General features: G+C 57.6%; 17 protein-coding genes. 10 read left to right on the forward strand and 7 right to left on the reverse strand.

Annotated features, from left to right (window positions below):
* The first annotated feature begins 3 nt into the window (after positions 1-3).
* From ACR3EP_RS15980 to otnC, 5 genes are read left to right on the forward strand one after another with little or no spacing between them, the layout of a single operon-like run.
* Positions 4-1,515 carry a tripartite tricarboxylate transporter permease gene (locus tag ACR3EP_RS15980; protein ID WP_480638643.1) on the forward strand — a complete coding sequence of 504 codons (1,512 nt, stop codon included), beginning with the start codon at positions 4-6 and terminating at the stop codon, positions 1,513-1,515.
* Positions 1,515-1,802: a putative quinol monooxygenase gene (locus ACR3EP_RS15985; RefSeq protein ID WP_480638644.1), complete on the forward strand. Its 288-nt coding sequence runs from the start codon at positions 1,515-1,517 to the stop codon at positions 1,800-1,802. Before ACR3EP_RS15980 ends, ACR3EP_RS15985 begins: the two co-directional genes overlap by 1 nt.
* Positions 1,799-2,596 carry an N-acyl homoserine lactonase family protein gene (locus ACR3EP_RS15990; protein ID WP_480638645.1) on the forward strand — a complete coding sequence of 266 codons (798 nt, stop codon included), beginning with the start codon at positions 1,799-1,801 and terminating at the stop codon, positions 2,594-2,596. The genes ACR3EP_RS15985 and ACR3EP_RS15990 overlap by 4 nt, the downstream gene beginning before the upstream one ends.
* On the forward strand, positions 2,593-3,870 hold the full coding sequence (gene otnK / locus ACR3EP_RS15995) for a 3-oxo-tetronate kinase (RefSeq protein WP_480638646.1): 1,278 nt from the start codon (positions 2,593-2,595) through the stop codon (positions 3,868-3,870). The genes ACR3EP_RS15990 and otnK overlap by 4 nt, the downstream gene beginning before the upstream one ends.
* Complete coding sequence (gene otnC, locus ACR3EP_RS16000) at positions 3,867-4,508, forward strand: 3-oxo-tetronate 4-phosphate decarboxylase (RefSeq protein WP_480638647.1); 642 nt, start codon at positions 3,867-3,869, stop codon at positions 4,506-4,508. Before otnK ends, otnC begins: the two co-directional genes overlap by 4 nt.
* Before the next feature lie 249 nt (positions 4,509-4,757).
* On the opposite strand, the gene ACR3EP_RS16005 is transcribed toward otnC, so the two are convergent.
* The 5 genes from ACR3EP_RS16005 to ACR3EP_RS16025 all read right to left on the reverse strand — a co-directional run bounded on the left by ACR3EP_RS16005 (position 4,758) and on the right by ACR3EP_RS16025 (position 10,117).
* Complete coding sequence (locus ACR3EP_RS16005; RefSeq protein WP_425082487.1) at positions 4,758-6,308, reverse strand: polyamine aminopropyltransferase; 1,551 nt, start codon at positions 6,306-6,308, stop codon at positions 4,758-4,760.
* A gap of 77 nt (positions 6,309-6,385) precedes the next feature.
* Complete coding sequence (locus tag ACR3EP_RS16010; protein ID WP_170399946.1) at positions 6,386-6,973, reverse strand: hypothetical protein; 588 nt, start codon at positions 6,971-6,973, stop codon at positions 6,386-6,388.
* A 29-nt stretch (positions 6,974-7,002) separates the two neighbouring features.
* On the reverse strand, positions 7,003-8,196 hold the full coding sequence (locus ACR3EP_RS16015) for a GNAT family N-acetyltransferase (RefSeq protein ID WP_480638648.1): 1,194 nt from the start codon (positions 8,194-8,196) through the stop codon (positions 7,003-7,005).
* A 106-nt stretch (positions 8,197-8,302) separates the two neighbouring features.
* A complete protein-coding gene (gene speD / locus ACR3EP_RS16020; RefSeq protein ID WP_480638649.1) occupies positions 8,303-8,692 on the reverse strand; it encodes an adenosylmethionine decarboxylase in 390 nt (129 codons plus the stop codon).
* Between the two features lie 216 nt (positions 8,693-8,908).
* Positions 8,909-10,117, reverse strand: a complete 1,209-nt coding sequence (locus tag ACR3EP_RS16025) for an oxidoreductase (protein ID WP_480638650.1) — start codon at positions 10,115-10,117, stop codon at positions 8,909-8,911.
* Positions 10,118-10,217: 100 nt separating this feature from the next.
* Between ACR3EP_RS16025 and ACR3EP_RS16030 the strand changes: the two genes are divergently transcribed.
* From ACR3EP_RS16030 to ACR3EP_RS16050, 5 genes are all read left to right on the forward strand, one after another.
* Positions 10,218-11,126, forward strand: coding sequence for a LysR family transcriptional regulator (locus tag ACR3EP_RS16030; protein WP_480638651.1), 909 nt, complete (start codon positions 10,218-10,220; stop codon positions 11,124-11,126).
* Between the two features lie 155 nt (positions 11,127-11,281).
* Complete coding sequence (gene nadA, locus ACR3EP_RS16035) at positions 11,282-12,334, forward strand: quinolinate synthase NadA (RefSeq protein WP_480638652.1); 1,053 nt, start codon at positions 11,282-11,284, stop codon at positions 12,332-12,334.
* An 8-nt stretch (positions 12,335-12,342) separates the two neighbouring features.
* Complete coding sequence (locus ACR3EP_RS16040; protein ID WP_480638653.1) at positions 12,343-13,908, forward strand: L-aspartate oxidase; 1,566 nt, start codon at positions 12,343-12,345, stop codon at positions 13,906-13,908.
* Positions 13,905-14,753, forward strand: coding sequence for a carboxylating nicotinate-nucleotide diphosphorylase (gene nadC / locus ACR3EP_RS16045; RefSeq protein WP_480638654.1), 849 nt, complete (start codon positions 13,905-13,907; stop codon positions 14,751-14,753). The genes ACR3EP_RS16040 and nadC overlap by 4 nt, the downstream gene beginning before the upstream one ends.
* Positions 14,754-15,024: 271 nt before the next feature.
* On the forward strand, positions 15,025-16,269 hold the full coding sequence (locus ACR3EP_RS16050; RefSeq protein ID WP_480638655.1) for a molybdopterin molybdotransferase MoeA: 1,245 nt from the start codon (positions 15,025-15,027) through the stop codon (positions 16,267-16,269).
* 14 nt (positions 16,270-16,283) lie between these two features.
* Here ACR3EP_RS16050 and ACR3EP_RS16055 read toward each other — a convergent pair whose 3' ends face one another.
* Positions 16,284-16,802 carry a GNAT family N-acetyltransferase gene (locus ACR3EP_RS16055; protein ID WP_170552584.1) on the reverse strand — a complete coding sequence of 173 codons (519 nt, stop codon included), beginning with the start codon at positions 16,800-16,802 and terminating at the stop codon, positions 16,284-16,286.
* Positions 16,799-17,353 (reverse strand): helix-turn-helix domain-containing protein, encoded by a 555-nt coding sequence (locus tag ACR3EP_RS16060; protein WP_480638656.1) that lies wholly within the window; start codon positions 17,351-17,353, stop codon positions 16,799-16,801. Before ACR3EP_RS16060 ends, ACR3EP_RS16055 begins: the two co-directional genes overlap by 4 nt.
* Positions 17,354-17,373 lie beyond the last annotated feature (20 nt).

A 17,373-nucleotide genomic window follows, 5' to 3' on the forward strand; every position in this document is an offset into this window, starting at 1 on the left:
CGGATGGACTTTATCCTTTCGCAACTGGCTGGATTTGGGGCCGCCTTCGTGGGCTTGGCAGTAGACCCGCTGACCTATCTCTATTTGATCGCTTCCGTATTCCTGGGCATCACATTCGGCGCATTGCCCGGCCTTACGGCAACCCTGGCAGTGACGATCTTGACGGGTTTCTTCGGCAACAAAATCCCGCTGGACTATTCGCTCATCGCTTTGCTCGGGGCCTATGTCGGCGCGATTTACGGCGGCTCTTACCCGTCTATTCTGCTGAACATTCCGGGCACAGCAGCCAGCGCGGCGACAGCCATGGATGGCTACCCACTGGCTAAAGCGGGTCGAGGGGGTGAAGCACTTGGGCTGACCACAATGGCCAGTTTCATTGGCACAGTTATCGGGACCATCACGCTTTTGATTTTTGTCTGGGCGCTGCTTTTGGTTTCAAAGAACATCGCAAGCCCAGAGAAAGCACTGCTGGCCCTTTTCGGCATTCTGCTTTCGGGCACTTTGATGAGCGAAGACCTGGTGATCAAGGGATGGATCGCCGGTCTGATCGGGCTTGCGATGTCCATGGTGGGACTTGACCCTCTGTTGTCTGAGCCGCGCTATACCTTCGGCTGGTCTTACCTGATGAGCGGATTTCAGGTCGTGCCAGTTTTGATGGGTGCCTTTGCCATCCCCCAAATTATCGACGGTTTGAGGCACGTTGAGGCTGGGAAAGTTGTAGCCCTAAAGGGCCGAATCCTTCCGAACCTACGCTCCATCCGACGCTACCTGCCCACCATTGGCCGGTCAGGAGTGATTGGAACTGGGGTAGGAGCGCTTCCTGGCGTCGGCGAAGATGTCGCCGGTTGGGTCAGCTACGGTGTTGGCAAGACCGTATCTGCCGAGGGCGACAAGTTTGGAAAAGGATCATTGGAAGGTCTGCTGTGCTCCGAGACTGCAAACAACGCCTGTATTGGTGGTGCGCTAATCCCGCTTTTAGTGTTGGGCATTCCCGGTTCGCCACCCGCCGCGGCTTTGATGGGGGCCTTCAAGATCAACAACGTGATCCCAGGCCCCACGATAGACCCCGAGATCATTTTGCGCGTGGTTGCAATTTTAGTGCTGGCCTCCCTGACAATGTTCTTGATGGGCCTGTTCACCGCTCGGGTATTCATCAAAATACTTGCCATCCCGCAGACCATCTTCTTACCCGTCGTTATGGTTCTGACAACAATTGGGTCTTTCAGCGTCGGTGGTGGTATCAATGATCTCTACCTGATGCTTGGCGTCGGCGCCGTTGCCTACTTCATGAACCTGATGAAGTACCCAATCGCGCCGTTGGTGATAGGCGTTATTCTGGGCAGCCTGTTTGACGAAACCTTCCGCCGGTCATTGTTCCTGTCGGATGGGGATCCTTCGGTCTTCTTTTCACGACCCGGTGCGGCCATTCTGCTGGTGCTCAACATTGGTCTGATCCTCAGCCAGCTGCCCGTTGCAAAGCGCGCTTTCTCACGCCTGAAAGGACTTTCTGTCTGATGTTTGTAGTCACTGTCACTTTCACTCTCAAACCCGGTACGAGAGACACTTTTCTACCGCTGATGGTCAAAAACGCTTCAACCTCGTTGCGTGAAGAACCCGGATGCCAACAGTTTGACGTGTGCCTCGGCGACGATCCCGAGACAGTTTTTCTTTATGAGGTTTATGAGGACAGCGCGGCGTTCTCTGCCCACCTAGAAAGCGCGCATTTTCAGTCCTTCGATGCGGCAGTGGCTGATATGATCGCCACCAAGGTAGTTCACCAGTATTCCGAGGTCATCCGATGAACGATTGGGAAATCCATGCCGTGAAATACGCGGATCGCAACGCCCGGACGCGAGCCGATAGCTTCATTGTCGATGATAATCATGACGCTCCTCACGCGATGGATTATTTCGTTTGGGTGCTCAAACGCGGTAACAAAGTCGTTCTGGTCGATACCGGTTATGACTCCGATGAGGCCGCCGCACGTGGTCGTCCCATCGCGATGGACCCTCGCGAGGCTCTAAGCCCTTTAGACATTATGCCAGAAGCGGTGACTGAGGTCATCGTGACCCACCTTCATTATGACCATGCAGGGGGGCTGCATTTGTTCCCTAACGCGAAATTGCACATGCAGTCGGCGGAAATGGCCTTCGCCACAGGTCCATGCATGTGCCAGGATCACCTGCGTGCGCCTTTCACGGCTGGCCATGTCTGCGAGGTCGTAAAGCGTCTCTATTCAGGCAAGGTCGTGTTCTACGATGGAGAAGCCGAGATTGCAGATGGGGTAACGGTGCACTGCATCGGAGGGCATTCGCGCGGGTTGCAATGCGTTCGCGTAAGAACGGCGGCCGGGTGGATGGTACTCGCCTCTGACGCCTCGCACTATTACGAGAATTTCATGGCACGCAAAGCCTTTCCTATCGTCGTCGACCTGCAAGACATGATGGATGGTTTCGAGACACTTGAGAGGTTGGCTTCGCATTCTAGGCTTATCGTGCCCGGCCATGATCCACTTGTGCGTGAGGTATTTCCCGTGGGCGCGGCACCGCATATCCATAGGCTGGATCCAGGGCCGACGCGGGACATTGAATTATGAAAATCGGTGTCATAGCGGACGATTTTACTGGTGCAAGTGATGTCGCAAACACCTTGGCGAAAGGTGTTGAGCCGGAAGGTGGATTACGAACGGCTCAGTTTCCGGGTATTCCAACTACCCCAGCCGACAAAGAGATCGAAGCGGGTGTGGTCTCACTTAAGAGCCGCACCGCACCTATTGAGGAAGCCGTAGCGGACAGCTTGCAAGCTCTGCGGTGGCTTAAGGATCAAGGATGCCAGCAGTTCATTTTTAAATACTGCTCGACATTCGATTCCACTAATGAAGGAAACATCGGCCCGGTCGCGGAAGCGCTTGCCAACGAACTGGACGCGCAGAAGGTGGTTTTCTGTCCGGCCTTTCCCACCACGGGGCGTACCATCTATCACGGCCATCTTTTTGTACTCGGCAAGCTATTGCACGAGTCTGGGATGGAAAATCACCCTCTTACTCCGATGACGGATGCGAACATCAGGCGTTGGTTGCAGCACCAGGCCAAAGAGGCGGTTGGGTTGGTTCCAGTTGGCACCGTGAAGCAAGGGCCAGAGGCGATTGCTGATGCGTTGCAGATCGCAGACGAACGCTTTGTAATCGGTGATGCGATTTCGGACGAGGATTTGCTGGCCTGGGGCGAGGCACTGATGGATGCCCAGCTGATTACCGGGGGATCCGGGATCGCATTGGGTCTACCCAGAAACTTCGTCAGAAAAGCTTCGTCCAAAAGAGGTGGCATTGTGTTCACAGGTATCTCTGGGCCTGCCGCTATCCTTGCAGGGTCATGTTCAGGTACGACACACGGGCAGATCGATGTTCATGCGGAATCCAATCCGACGTTCGCCATCGATGTTCCGGGTGTTATGTCCGGGGATGTGACCACGCAAACGCTTCTGGATTTCTTTGAAACGCATTCAGGAGAGTCCCCTCTCGCTTACTCATCAGGAAGCCCGGAAGAGGTGCGCGCAATCCAAAGTCAATTCGGTCAAGAAGCAGTCGCGGACAGGCTGGACAATCTCTTTGCGGAAACAGCACGAGAACTTGTCCAAACGGGTTATAAGCGCCTTGTCGTGGCCGGAGGAGAGACGTCAGGCGCTGTTGCCAAGGCCGTCTCTGAGGCTTTGGGTTCACCGGCCATGTCAATTGGGCCAGAGATCGACCCGGGCGTGCCAGTCTTGAGCGTTGGAAAGACTGAACCCATTGCGCTGGCTCTAAAGTCTGGAAACTTCGGCGCTCCGGACTTTTTCGCGAAGGCCCTCAGAATAATGGAGTCCGGTAAATGAGTTCTGAAGAACAGACACTGCGACGGCAGATGTCGGAACTGTGTGCATCGCTGTTTGCGCGTGGTTTTTCCGTCGGCACGGCGGGCAATGTCTCCGCGCGTTTACATGACGGGATCCTCATGACGCCAACGAATTCCACTTTGGGCGATATCGACCCCGAGCGCATCGCCAAGATTAGTTTGGATGGCAACCACGTTTCCGGCGACAAGCCGACCAAAGAGGTTTTTCTGCATCAAGCCTTCTATGACACGCGGCCGGAAGCGGGCGCCGTGGTTCATCTGCACTCGACCTGGGCCACTGCTCTGTCGTGTCTGGAAGACACCGATCCCAATGACTGTATTCCGCCGCTTACGCCGTACGTGGTGATGCGCGTCGGCACGGTCAAACTGGTTCCATACATCAAACCAGGCGACCCGAAATCCGGTTGCTTGATCCGCGAACTGAGCGGCAAGTATAGTGCGGTTCTGTTGGCCAATCACGGTCCCGTCGTCTCGGGAAAGGATCTCTTCTCAGCGGTCTGTGCAGCAGAAGAGTTAGAAGAAACAGCCAAGCTACTAGTGGCTTTGCGGGGCCTGCCAACCCGGTTGCTGGATGTAGCTCAAGTCGCAGAACTCAAAGAGACTTTCGGAATGATTTAATCCGGCACCGAAAAGTGGAGTGCGCAGACTTTTGGGCAAATCGTGCAGAGCTATGAGCAAATATCGCGCAGAAATATGGTCGAGCTTCAAGATTTTTTTCAATGAAATCATTGGCGGTAATGCAGCGTTAGAAGAGCACCTACTGTCTCTGGGTTAGTTCAGAATCTCTGACGATGCAGACCTTTTTCGACAGTTCCCGCTTGTTAGACCTGATCTGAGAAGTGGACGACATTCAATTGGCGTCCAGGCTCAATAGCCGGACACGTCGCGGGCGTATTCCTGATAGATGCCGGGGTCAAAGATGGAATTCACTGCAAGCTCGCGTCTGGGCAACATGTCGCTGGGAAACACCTGCGCGGCCAAAAAAACCTCTGGCGTTACAAACCTCAGACCCTCGGGCAAATCCCCCAGCGTAGACGCGGGTTCATTGGTCGCAAGGTTGTAACCCCAAACCCCGAAAGAAGGGATCGACATCTGATAGTTCACCACCTGCGGGAACATCTCGGACAGGGTTTCCGATATCGTCCAATAGGTATGGGGGGAAAAGAAAGGTGAGCTGCTTTGTGTCACCAGAACGCCGTTTTGGGACAGAATGCCCTGAACCATGGCGTAGAACTCGACCGAATACAGTTTTGACAGCGCCTCACTATGGGGGTCAGGAAAGTCGATGATGATCCGATCATAGATCTGATCGGTGGATTTGACATAGTTGAAAGCGTCGGTGTTGTGAACGTTTAGTATGGACGCCTCCATGCTGTTGTCATTCAGACGTGCGACGGGGGCCAGATTGCGCCCCAGGTCGGTCATCGCTGGGTCAAGATCGACCAGATCGATACGCTCAACGCTGGGGTGTTTCAGGATTTCACGTACGGCCAGACCGTCACCACCGCCAAGCACCAGAACCGACTTTGGGGTGCTATCCCCCCAGGACAAGGCGGGGTGGACCAACGCTTCGTGATAGCGGTATTCGTCGGTTTCAGCGAATTGCAGATGGCCATCAATGTACAGGCGCACGTCGTTTTTTTGCCAAGTATTGGTAACGACCAACGACTGATACTGCGATTGTTTGCGCCAGACGATGCGATCAAAATATAGATGATCTTGCGCAAATGCAGTGATGCGCCCGGCCACCAGGGTCAGGGCGAACAACAAAACTATGGTACCAATGGCACAGGCCAGCATCCGTTTGGGCGCATCCAGTTGGTCGCGCAGACACAGGACGCTGAGCAGGCCAACCATGGCATTGGTCAGACCGATAGCGAAAGAGGATGAAATCAGCCCAAGCGACGGCAGCAACAGAATGGGAAACAGAACCGATCCCCCAAGCGCACCGATATAGTCTAGTGACAGCACATCAGCGATGGATTCCCGCGTTGTACTGCTTTCCGACAATACGCGCATCAGCAGCGGTATTTCCAACCCGACCAGAAATCCGATGGCCGAGATGAAGGTGAACATACCCACGGTGTAAAACCAGGGCGCATAAGGAAAAAGCATGAACAGCGACACGCTGCACAGACCACCGATCAGCGCCAGGATCAGCTCAACCCAGATGAACGTCTGGATCAGGTTGCCGTGGAAAAAACGGGACACATAGGACCCCACGCCCATGGCAAACATGAAAAACCCGATCGTAAGTGAGAACTGATAGACCGAGTTTCCCAGCAGATAGCTGGACACCGTACCGATGATCAATTCGTAGACAATGCCACAAAGGGCAACAACAAGGATTGCGCCAAGAAGAACCATCGCCTGCCGCCGGGGCAGCGCCGTGTAACGCGGTGTCAGAGTATCAGTCATTTCAAAATCCGAAAACGGGAAGACCCGGCACTGATAACGCGCCGGGTCTGAGTGGGGTTTGGTGTAGTCGCGGCGTCTTATTTACCGGCGCGCAAACCGCCCGAGCGGGCGCTGCGCGGGGCCGAGTAGCTGTTGCGCGGTGTCACTGACCGGTTGTTGAAGCTGGACGCGGTAATGCCGGCCGAGCGTTGGCGGCTGATCAGGTTGCCGATCAGAGCCCCCGCCAGGAATCCCGCCCCCGAGAACCGCAAGCCCGCGGATTGGCCGGTGGTGTCGGTGGCGATCAGGCGGTTGTTGGCCTCGTCAATCTCGATTGTGAAAATCTCACCCTCGCTCGAGTCGCGCGTGCCATTTGCGTTCGGATCGACAAAACCCGAGAATTTGGCGTCAGACAGAACCTCCATGCCCAGCGGTTCGTCATAAAAGCGCGGGTCCGAGTTCATGACCTGAGCCAGATATCCGGTGAACTCATCCACCTGCTCGTCAGATGCTTCGGCGATGCTGTTGGCTTCCAGGTATTCCTGATACTGGTTGATCGCGAATTCTGTCCGGTCCAGAACCTGCCCGAGATCGGCGGTTTGCTCGGACTTCGAGCTAAAAAACATCGAATAGGCCACAAAGCCCACAACGCCAACAATGGCTATCGTCTTAATGTTTCCAAACATAACTTCTCCTATTGATTTGAGACTGTGATTCAGGTTTCGCCAAGGTTGCTGCTCCACCAGACCTGATGCAGGTCTTTGCCGTAGAACTCTTTGAGCTCGCCGCATTTTTTCAGGCCATTGGCCTGCAGTTCTGTTGCGTTGGCGTTGGACAGGTCGGACGGGATGGCCAGAACGGCCATGCGATAACTTTGCGCGCGCGCCAACGAAAGCTGTTGATCCAGCCCGCTCAGCCCGCTGCTGGTTTCGCACCAGCGCAGGCCGGCAACGTCGTCCGTTTCGGCGGCTTTGTGAATGTCGGTGAAGCTCAGGCCAGTGGTTGGCGATGGCTCTGCCGCCTGTATGTCGGGCGCTTCGGGATTGTCCAATCCATAGATGATCTTGGCTTCGCGTGGGCCGTGATACCCGGGTACCGTCAGTTCGACTTCGGCTCCGAATTCCTCATACAGTTTATGCGCCGCGGCATAGAGCTTTTTGCCAAACTCTTCATAGTCGCTGGTTTCGATGAAAATCTTGCGGACATGCATCTGGGCCAGTTTGCCAAGCAGGTCGTTCAGCATCTGGCTTCCCAGCCCCTTGCCCGCATGCGCCTGATCCAGATAAGTCCAGGACAGCCAGGCGATGTCCGGCGCATCTTCGTCGAGGCAATAACCGATCAGCCCCAGCACCTCGCCGCGGTCCTGCAGGACGAACATGTTGTCCGTTCCTTCATGCACGAACTTGTTTTCGGCTTCGTCGGCATCAACTTCGTCGGTTTGGGAGATGATTTGGACAGCCGGGGATACATGCTGCCATTCCATGGGTTTAAGGGTTGGCCCTTTTGAGCCGAACAGGGCGCTAAACATGGCGAGTCCTCCTCCGGTCAAGGCGGATGTGCTGTGGGTGAAAACGGCGATCTGAGGGCGCAGAAACAACAGCTCGGCGATAAGGACAAAGACAATCAGCGCCAGCATCCAACTGCGTCGCCCCGGTGTGCTTGTGGCAATCACTCCATAGGAAACCAAGCCATAGGCGACACTGGACAGCCCCACAAAGCCGGGTCCGGCCAATGCGAATTCTGTTGTCGTTCCGGCAACGGCGCAAAGGATAACAAGCCCTGCGGTTCGGGCGCTGCCCAATTGCGGTTCGCTGAGGCTGCCGCCAACAAGGATAAGCAGGCAATTGAGCGTCAGATGGTTCAGGTTGCCATGTCGGATCGAAAACAAAAGATGATCGGGCAGCGTCACAATGGGTCCGGAATGCCGAACCGGACCCCACAGCGCATAAACGATTATCGCGCATAGTATGAGACTTATCGTGACCGGGCATCTGCGCAGTTCCTTCATCCGCCCTTTAGCAGCCCGCCGCCGCAAGCCGGTGTCTGCTCTGTCCGATCAGACCGCGCTTGATGGATTGCACATCGACGCGCTGGGGGCGGAAATAGGACTTCAAAACCTCTAAGCTGCGCTGTGGTTCTGCGTCACCGCACATAAAGATATCGATGGCGGCATATCCGTGTTCGGGCCAGGTGTGGACCGAGATGTGCGACTCGGCCAAAAGTGCCATGCCTGTGAAACCTGCCCGTTGTCCGAAATCGCGCATGTTGATCCCAAGAACCTGAGCATTGGCAGCAATTGCCGCGCGTTTCAGGGTCTCTCCTGCTGGGGAAGGATCGTAAAGTGCGCTTGCATCGAAAAAATCTGCTATAAGGTGTAGGCCCAGAGAAGATGAGAACCCATCCATATGAAATCGAAACCTCAAATCCAAAAATTCTGTATCCTGACTATCCCTCTGATCTTGGTAGTCAATCTCAACTCAGGTTTATCTGAATTGGGTTGCTGGGCTGTGGCAAAAAAACACAACTCATGAGGGATTTGTGCTGAAATTAAATCAAGACCGCGACTGGTCCGGTTGTGGTGCTTTTGGGCGCAATTTCACATAACCTGCTGATCGGCTGTCTCAGGTTTGCTTTGACCTGGAATTAAACCGGTTCTGCCAGATCCTTGCGCGCTGTGCGTCGCGGTTTTCATATTCGGTGATGGCCTGGGCAATACCGCGATCCACCGATCCTTCCAGATCCGACCCGATATCCGTCATGCGCATGGTATACCACGCGGTCATCCCTCCGGGTGGAAGGGTAGTGAAGCGGGGGAAGGGGACCTCGTGTTGTCGCGCCTGCCACGTCCGGGGCAAAGCGGGATCAAGAACAAAGCCCCGTGCGATACCCACCGCATCCACATCCCCCGCCATAATTGCAGCTTCTGCCTCGTCACGGCGCTTGAATCCTCCGGTGGCCATAAGCGGGATCGCGGTTAGACCGCGCGCCGCACGAACGAAGTCGAGGAAATAGGGGCCTTTGGACGTACGATCGGAACTGGACGGAGCGCCCGGGAAATAAGTTCCGCCGCTGATGTCCAATAGATCAACACCTTTGCCTTCAAGCCCTGCAACTACCTTCAGCGCGTCTTGTTCTGTAAGGCCGCCGTCCAGCTGATCGGTGGCGTTGAGTTTGACGGAAACTGTAAAATTGCGGGGCACTGCCGCGCGAACGGCCTCGACCGTTTCGATCAGCAGGCGCATCCGCGCGTGGATTGCGCCGCCATAGGCATCCGTCCGGCGGTTGAAGAGGGGTGAGAGAAATTGGCTCAGAAGAAACCCATGCGCGGCATGAATCTGGACGCCCCCAAAACCAAGTTTGGCTGCAAGATGGGCAGTGCGGGCAAATTGATCCGGGATTGCTCTGATTTCGGGCAAAGACATGGCTTCGCTGCGAAAGTCTGGGAAGTCTATCGCACTTGGGCCTCTGGGCTGGCTGATCGGTAAATGGGCCAACGCCCCGGCATGGCCGAGTTGCAGCCAAAGCTGTGCGCCGTCAGCCGACCCGCGCCGGGCTAGATCGCTGAAGGCCGCCAAGTCAGCTTGTTCATCAAGCACCAAATTACCAGGCTTTTCGGGGAAATGAGGATCGCCTTGCACCTCGCCGATAATTAACGCGGCCACACCCCCTGTTGCCCAACGTTCATACAGACGCATCTGTGCAGCGGTTGGGTTGCCCCGACCGTCAGCCAGTGAATCCGACATGGCCGATTTGATGATCCTGTGCTTCAAAACACGCCCGTTCGGCAGTGTAAGCGGCGTGAAGAGAGAGATGTTCGAGGCGGCGCGCAAGGTGGTTCTCCTTGGTTTTTGATCTCCACCTTAGATAATTTGGACAATCTCTTTTGATAATGTAGTGATTGGGATTAATTTTTGATATTTTTTGGATCAAATGGCACAAAAGGCTGAACTGGAAATTCTTCTGGCCGTGGTTGATCGCGGCAGTTTCTCGGCTGCGGCCCGCGCATTGGGATACACCCCGTCGGCCGTCGGCAAGCGGGTGTATCAGCTAGAGCAGAGGTTGCGGGTGCCGCTTCTCATACGCTCGACTCGGCGCATGACCTTGACCAAGGCGGGACAGCGATATGTAGAGGAAGCGCGCGAGATTCTCGCCCGCCTGACGGCACTGGAAGAGGACATTGCCGATGGTGCCGACAGCCTGCATGGCACGATCCGCCTGACAAGCTCGGCGGCTTTTGGTCAGCGACACGTGGTCCCTCTGGTCATTGAATTCATGGATCTCAACCCCGAGGTTGAGATTGACATGCTGTTGACAGACAAGGTTGTTGATCTGGTCGGAGAAGGTTTTGATATCGCGATCCGCAGCGGCGTTTTGCCGGACTCATCGCTTGTGTCGCGGAAACTAATGAACAATCGGCGGATACCATGTGCAGCGCCCACCTATTTTGAGCGGCACGGCGTTCCGCAGCAACCACAGGAGTTGACCGCGCATAAATGTCTACGCCTGGGTCCGGAAAAACACCTGTCGGATTGGGGATTCACGGGAGCAGCGGGTCCCATACCGCGTCTTGGGCCTGGGTTTTCATGTAACAGCCTCGAAGCGCTCCGTGCGGCGTGTTGCGCCGGGCGCGGCATTGCTTGGCTGCCGGAGTTTCTTGTCTCGAATGACTTGCGCACTGGTCGCTTGACCTCGGTTTTGCCCGATCATGCTGAACCGAATGCCGGTGGTGGGATCTTTATTTTACGCCCAGAAATGCCATTTTTACCGCGGCGCGTGCGGGCCTTGATTGACTTTGTGGCCGACCATTTCTCGGGCAAGACCAGCCCCCGAGATGCTTGAGGTGCGGGCCGAGAAGGTCTGTTGCGCCTGAATTGATAAGATAGTTCCGCCAGAGCTGGGAATATTGGAACATTCTTCTTTTAAGAGTGGTGGTAAATCCACGATAAACCCCATATTAAGTGCGTCACGAATCCATCAGGCAGAAAAACAGTCCCGTGTTCGACCTACCGGCGCAGCGTGCGCATCTCTCCGAAAAATATGATCTGACCCCATCGCCCGAGCTTGCCGCAAGCATGAGCGATATCTATGACCGCATGTCCCGCGTGGTCTCGCCCGTCGATTGGGCGATCTATGCGCCCTATGTCAAGGCGATCAACGACCTGAAGGTCGAGCGCAACGCGGTCATTCTGGGCCATAACTACATGACGCCCGAAATTTACCATGGCATTTCGGATTTCGGCGGTGACAGCCTGCAACTGGCGATCAAAGCGACCGAGGTCGAGGCGGATGTGATTGTGCAATGCGGTGTGCATTTCATGGCCGAGACATCCAAGATCCTCAGCCCGGACAAGACGGTCCTGATGCCGGATATGGAGGCGGGATGCTCGCTGGCGGAATCGATCACCGCCGAAGGGATCGAGGAAATGCGTCGCCGGTATCCAGGCGCGCCGGTTGTTTCGTATGTGAACACCACGGCCGAGGTCAAAGCGGCGTCAGATATTTGTTGTACTTCGTCGAATGCCGCCCAGATTGTTGCGGCGCAAGACAGCCACACGGTCATCATGACGCCGGATCAGTATCTGGCGCAGAACGTGGCACGCGATGTGCCGCAGAAAAATGTGGTCTGGTGGGAAGGGTCGTGCATCGTGCATGAACAATACAGCCCGCAGGATTTGCGCGATTTCCGGGAATGGAATCCGGGCACTCGCCTGATTGCGCACCCTGAATGCCCGCCGGACGTTGTGGCCGAAGCAGATTTCTCGGGCTCCACCAGCGGTATCATCAAATACGTCACCGATGAAAAACCGGAAAAGGCGCTGCTGATCACCGAATGTTCGATGGCTTCAAACATCGCCGACGAACTGCCCGAGGTCGAGTTTGTGGGCCCTTGCAACATGTGCCCCTACATGAAGAAGATCACGCTGGAGAAGGTGCTGTTCGCGCTTGATACCATGACCGGGCAGGTCGAGGTTGACGCCGAAGTGGCGGACAAGGCCCGCCTGTCGGTGCAACGCATGATCGACTTGTCACGCCAGCTGGGTATTTGATCCGCGACATGCAGAGCGTTGAGACGCCGCGTGTGGTCATCATCGGCGCCGGGCTGGCGGCAGTCTATGCGGCCCTGAAGCTGGCCCCTTGCCCTGTGGTGATGATTTCGCCTGAACCGCTGGGATCGGGTGCAAGCTCGGCCTGGGCACAAGGCGGCGTTGCGGCGGCCATGGCGCGAACGGACAGCCCCGAAGCGCACGCGGACGACACCATGCGCGCCGGGGCCGGGTCGGTCCTGCGCGAGGTGGCCGAGTTCGTCACCAATGCCGCGCCGGAACATATTTATGATCTGTCCGACCTGGGCACCGGGTTTGATCGCACCGCCGACGGTGGGTTCGTGCAATCGCGCGAGGCCGCGCATTCCGCAGCCCGCGTGGTCCGCGTCAAGGGCGATCAGGCCGGAACCGAGATCATGCGTGCTCTGATCGAGGAGGTGCGCCGAACGCCGTCGATTCAAGTGATCGAGGGCGCGCAGGCCGTCGGGCTGGAAAGCGACGGTACACAAGTGACCGGCGTTTACCTGACCCGCGCCAATGCCGCCGATGCGCCGCCGGTGCTGCTGCGCGGATCAGCGCATGTTCTGGCCACGGGGGGATCCTCGGGCCTTTATGCCCAAACCACCAATCCTGCACGTATCCGCGGGCAGGGGATCGGCATGGCTGCTCGCGCAGGTGCGCGCATTGCAGATGCCGAATTTGTACAGTTTCATCCCACCGCCATCGACGTGGGCGAAGACCCGACGCCATTGGCAACCGAGGCGCTTCGGGGCGACGGTGCCATCCTGATCGACAGCGCCGGCCACCGGTTTATGCCCGACATCCACCCTGACGCTGAACTGGCCCCCCGCGACACGGTTGCGCGCGCCGTTTACCTGCAGGCGCAGGCGGGCAAACGCCCTGCATTGGACACGCGCCAGGCCATCGGGGCCGAGATGGCTAGGCAATTCCCCTCGGTCACCGAGGCCTGTTTGCGCAACGGTGTCGATCCTGCGATCGACCCCATCCCCGTGACCGCTTCGGCGCATTATCACATGGGCGGGGTTGAGACCGATCTGGCCGGGCGTAGCTCATTAACAGGGTTGTGGGTGTGTGGCGAGGCAGCCTCGACTGGGCTGCATGGGGCGAACCGGCTGGCGTCGAACGGGTTGCTTGAGGCGCTGGTGTTTGCCCGCTCTTGCGCGCGCGACATTGCAACCGTTGTGAGTGCGCAGGACGCGGCTGAGGTGGACATTTGTTTTGCCGCCGGTGGTGAGCCGATCAATGAACGGGACGTGGCCGCCCTGCGCGAAACCATGACCGAACATGTGGGTGTGGTGCGCGAGGGTACCGGTCTGCGCCAAGCGTTGACGAAAATCGGTGCGTTGGAATCCCGGCATGCGGTTTCTGACCTGTTTCTGAACATGACCGCCACCGCCACCCTGATCGCGGCTGCCGCGCTGCTGCGCGAAGAAAGTCGCGGTGCCCATTTCCGTTCCGATTTCCCTGATCTTACCCCCGGACCCGGCCAGCGCTCGGCCCTGACGCTGAGCGAGGCGCTTGCCCTGCGGGACCGTATTACAAAGGACACAGTATGAATTACCCGGCTTTGCCCGACTTGATCCTTGAACCGATGGTACGGTCCGCGCTGATGGAGGATTTGGGTGCCAATGGCGACGTTACCACCCTGACCGTAATCCCTGCAGATGCCACCTATTCTGCCCGGCTGAACGCGCGCGAGGATGCGGTGGTCTCGGGTATGCAGGTGGCGGCGCTGGCGTTCCGTCTGGTCGACCCGACGCTGCGTGTCACCACCCACATCGCCGACGGCCAACGCTGCACAAAAGGTGATACGTTGATGGAAATTGAGGGCAGCGCCGCTTCGATCCTGTCGGGTGAGCGGGTGGCGCTGAACTATGCCGGGCGCATGGCCGGGGTGGCGACCGCGACGGCGGCGCTGGTGGCCGAGACCAAAGGCGCCAATGCTCGCATCACCTGCACCCGCAAGACCACGCCCGGCCTGCGTATTGTCGAAAAACAAGCGGTTCTGCATGGTGGCGGGTTCAATCACCGCTTTTCCCTGTCCGATGCGATCCTGATCAAGGACAACCACATCGCCGCTGCCGGTGGGGTACGCGCCGTGCTTGAGGCTACCAAGGCCCGCGCCTCGCACATGATGAAGGTCGAGATCGAAGTGGACACGCTGGACCAACTGGCCGAAGTGCTGGAGGTCGGCGGGGCCGATGTCGTGTTGCTGGACAACATGCCACCCGAGACATTGAAACAGGCGGTGGTACTGGTCGACGGCCGGATCGTGACCGAGGCATCGGGCAATATAAGCCGCGACACCGTGGCCGCCGTGGCGGCAACCGGCGTGGATTACATTTCATCCGGGGCGCTGACTCATTCCTATCGCACCATCGATATCGGGCTGGATTTCTGAACCAACTCAAACCCTCTCGCGGATGGAGGCCGCTCCGGTGCCATTCCCTCTGACCGCCCGCGAATAGTGATCGTGACCTATGTCAATGACGGCTCTGCGCCAGTGTTGTTCATTGGGGGCATATCGCTGGCTGGGCTGTGCAATCCTGATTGCCGTGCTCATGGACAGTTTGGGGGTGTGATGGCTTTCGGCGGCCCAAGCTCCAACTAAGAAGAGGCTCGCGTTGAACGCGCTGGGTTGGAAGAGGTGTTTGACCGGTTGGAGGGCTCAAATGGCTGATGGATGTGGTTGCGACCAGCACGCTCGGATGTATCTGACGGTGACAGAGGCTTTGGCTCGCGGACTGGCCGTTGCCGATCCGATTGCCGAGACCGAAACCGTGTCCCTGATCGATGCGACGGGTCGGGTGTTGGCTGAGGATTGCACCAGCAAGGTGGACATGCCCGCCTTCGACAATTCCGCCATGGATGGCTTTGCCGTCCGCACGACTGATCTGGGCAAAGGGCCCGTGTTCAACCTGCCGGTGGCGGGACGCATCGCCGCCGGGGACAGCGGTGCCCATGGTACGCCAGCGGGTGCGGCCTTGCGCATTTTTACCGGTGCCCCGGTGCCCGCCGATTTTGACGCCGTGCTGATGCAGGAGGATTGCGAGGCCACCACCGGAGGTATCCGATTTACCCGCCGTCCCAAACCTGGCCAACATATCCGCCGCGCGGGGGAGGACTTGAAGGCGGGTGCCCCGATCCTGTCGCAAGGATGCGAGATCACCGCGCGCGAAGCTGCAGCACTGGCTTCGGCCGGGTATGGCGATGTGAATGTATTCCGGAAGCTGAAGGTCACCCTTTTTTCCACCGGTAATGAGCTGCAACAACCCGGTGAACCGCTGGGCCCGGGCCAGATTTACAACTCGAACCGCTATATGCTGCGGGCTTTGCTGAACAAGCCGTGGATTGATCTGATGGATATAGGCCCGGTCGCAGATGACCCCGAGCGGCTGGAGCAGGTGTTGCGGCAGGCCTGCGATGATGCCGATCTCATTGTCACAACGGGTGGTGTTTCGGTGGGGGATGAAGATCACATGCCGCGCCTGTTTGAAACCATTGGCGGCCAGATCGACGTGATGAAGGTGGCCATGAAACCGGGTAAGCCGATCATGTTCGGTCGGCGCGGCGACGCGCTTTATGTCGGGCTGCCGGGCAATCCGGTTTCGGCCTTTGTGACATGGCAGATCATCGGGTCGCACATGATGGCGCGTCGGGCTGGTCTGCGTCCTACGCCGCCAACCCCGGAACAGGCGGTGCTGGCCGAACCGCTGCAGCGCCACGCTGGGCGTCAGGAATACCGTCCGGTCATGATCAATGGCACGACTTCCGACGGCGTTCCACGGCTGCGTTTGATGGCACCTTCATATAGCGGCCGGGTTGCGACGCTGGCACAGGCGGATGGTCTTGCAGTCATCCCTGCGGAGACCGAAACGCTGCCACAAGGTCATAAGTTGCCGTTTCTTCGTTTTTGAAACAGATGCCCGGATCAACTTAGGTTTTTGTACATATAGGTCGTAGGCTCTAGCCGGTCCTCAAGCGGATTGCGGCAATAGTCCGGGATCTCTCCGGCGATCTGAAAGCCTAGGCTTTGATACAGGATGCGTGACGGGTCTGTACTGCGTGTGTCAAGCACCAGCAAGGTACGGCCCAGCTGGATAGCCCGGTCCTGAAGCGCCGCCATCAAGACCCGCCCCAAACCCCGGCGTCTGGCGCTGGGGTGAACCAGCAGTTTTGCCACATCGGCCCGGTGTGGCTGGTTGGGCATCGTCGCGGGGATCAATTGCACCGTGCCCACAATGCGTTCGTTTTCACGAAAGACGAACAGGTCCAGCGTGCCGGTCTGTACGTTGGGCCGCACCCGGTCTTGCCAATAGGCGCGGGCCTGATCCGATGAAAAGGGCAGGATGAACCCGATACTGGCCCCGTCCTGTACACAAGCGTGCAGGATATCGGTCAGGTCGTCCAAGGCGGTGTCAAAGCTGCAATCGTCGATGCGTGTAATCATATCAGCACCAATAGGTACCGTGCCCCACGCGCGGGCGTTGTTTCAAACCGCGTGGGACCCGCTAGGTGATAGCGCAGGCAATCGCCGCCATTCAAATCATGGGCAACGCCGTCTACGGTCAGTTTCAGCGCGCCGTCCAACATGATCAGGTGATGTTCTTGCCCAGGCTTTGGTGGCGCATCGTACGTGATTATCGCATCGGGGGGCAGGTGACCTTCCAGCACCTCTCCGCTAAGCCCAGTGGCGGGCGGAGATACCGATCGACGGGTAAATCCGGTTTCCGGGTCGCGCCATTCGGGTTGCCGTTCGAACGGTACGTGAGGGTCGAAACTGTCTTCGACCATCATCAGCAGACGCGACATCGGCAGGCCATAAGCTGCACAGAGCCGCCCCAGCGTTTCAGCGGTCGGGCTGACATCGCCCTTTTCCATCCGCGAAAGCGTGGCGCGGCTGATGCCGCTGTGTTCTGCCAGTTGGTCCAGTGACCACCCATGGCTCCGGCGCAGTTCGTTCAGACGGTTGGCGAGGCGGATCGAGAGATCATCCAGCATGTTCATATGTGAGAATATCG

It is taken from the genome of Ruegeria sp. BB10 (assembly GCF_056535725.1).

Coding starts and splice junctions, on each gene's coding strand:
- nadC (WP_480638654.1), top strand. CDS start 13,905: ATGAATTACCCGGCTTTGCCCGACTTGATCCTTGAACCGATGGTACGG.
- ACR3EP_RS15980 (WP_480638643.1), top strand. CDS start 4: ATGGACTTTATCCTTTCGCAACTGGCTGGATTTGGGGCCGCCTTCGTG.
- ACR3EP_RS15990 (WP_480638645.1), top strand. CDS start 1,799: ATGAACGATTGGGAAATCCATGCCGTGAAATACGCGGATCGCAACGCC.
- otnC (WP_480638647.1), top strand. CDS start 3,867: ATGAGTTCTGAAGAACAGACACTGCGACGGCAGATGTCGGAACTGTGT.
- ACR3EP_RS16010 (WP_170399946.1), bottom strand. CDS start 6,973: ATGTTTGGAAACATTAAGACGATAGCCATTGTTGGCGTTGTGGGCTTT.
- ACR3EP_RS15985 (WP_480638644.1), top strand. CDS start 1,515: ATGTTTGTAGTCACTGTCACTTTCACTCTCAAACCCGGTACGAGAGAC.
- ACR3EP_RS16005 (WP_425082487.1), bottom strand. CDS start 6,308: ATGACTGATACTCTGACACCGCGTTACACGGCGCTGCCCCGGCGGCAG.
- ACR3EP_RS16060 (WP_480638656.1), bottom strand. CDS start 17,353: ATGCTGGATGATCTCTCGATCCGCCTCGCCAACCGTCTGAACGAACTG.
- speD (WP_480638649.1), bottom strand. CDS start 8,692: ATGGATGGGTTCTCATCTTCTCTGGGCCTACACCTTATAGCAGATTTT.
- ACR3EP_RS16040 (WP_480638653.1), top strand. CDS start 12,343: ATGCAGAGCGTTGAGACGCCGCGTGTGGTCATCATCGGCGCCGGGCTG.
- ACR3EP_RS16050 (WP_480638655.1), top strand. CDS start 15,025: ATGGCTGATGGATGTGGTTGCGACCAGCACGCTCGGATGTATCTGACG.
- ACR3EP_RS16055 (WP_170552584.1), bottom strand. CDS start 16,802: ATGATTACACGCATCGACGATTGCAGCTTTGACACCGCCTTGGACGAC.
- ACR3EP_RS16030 (WP_480638651.1), top strand. CDS start 10,218: ATGGCACAAAAGGCTGAACTGGAAATTCTTCTGGCCGTGGTTGATCGC.
- otnK (WP_480638646.1), top strand. CDS start 2,593: ATGAAAATCGGTGTCATAGCGGACGATTTTACTGGTGCAAGTGATGTC.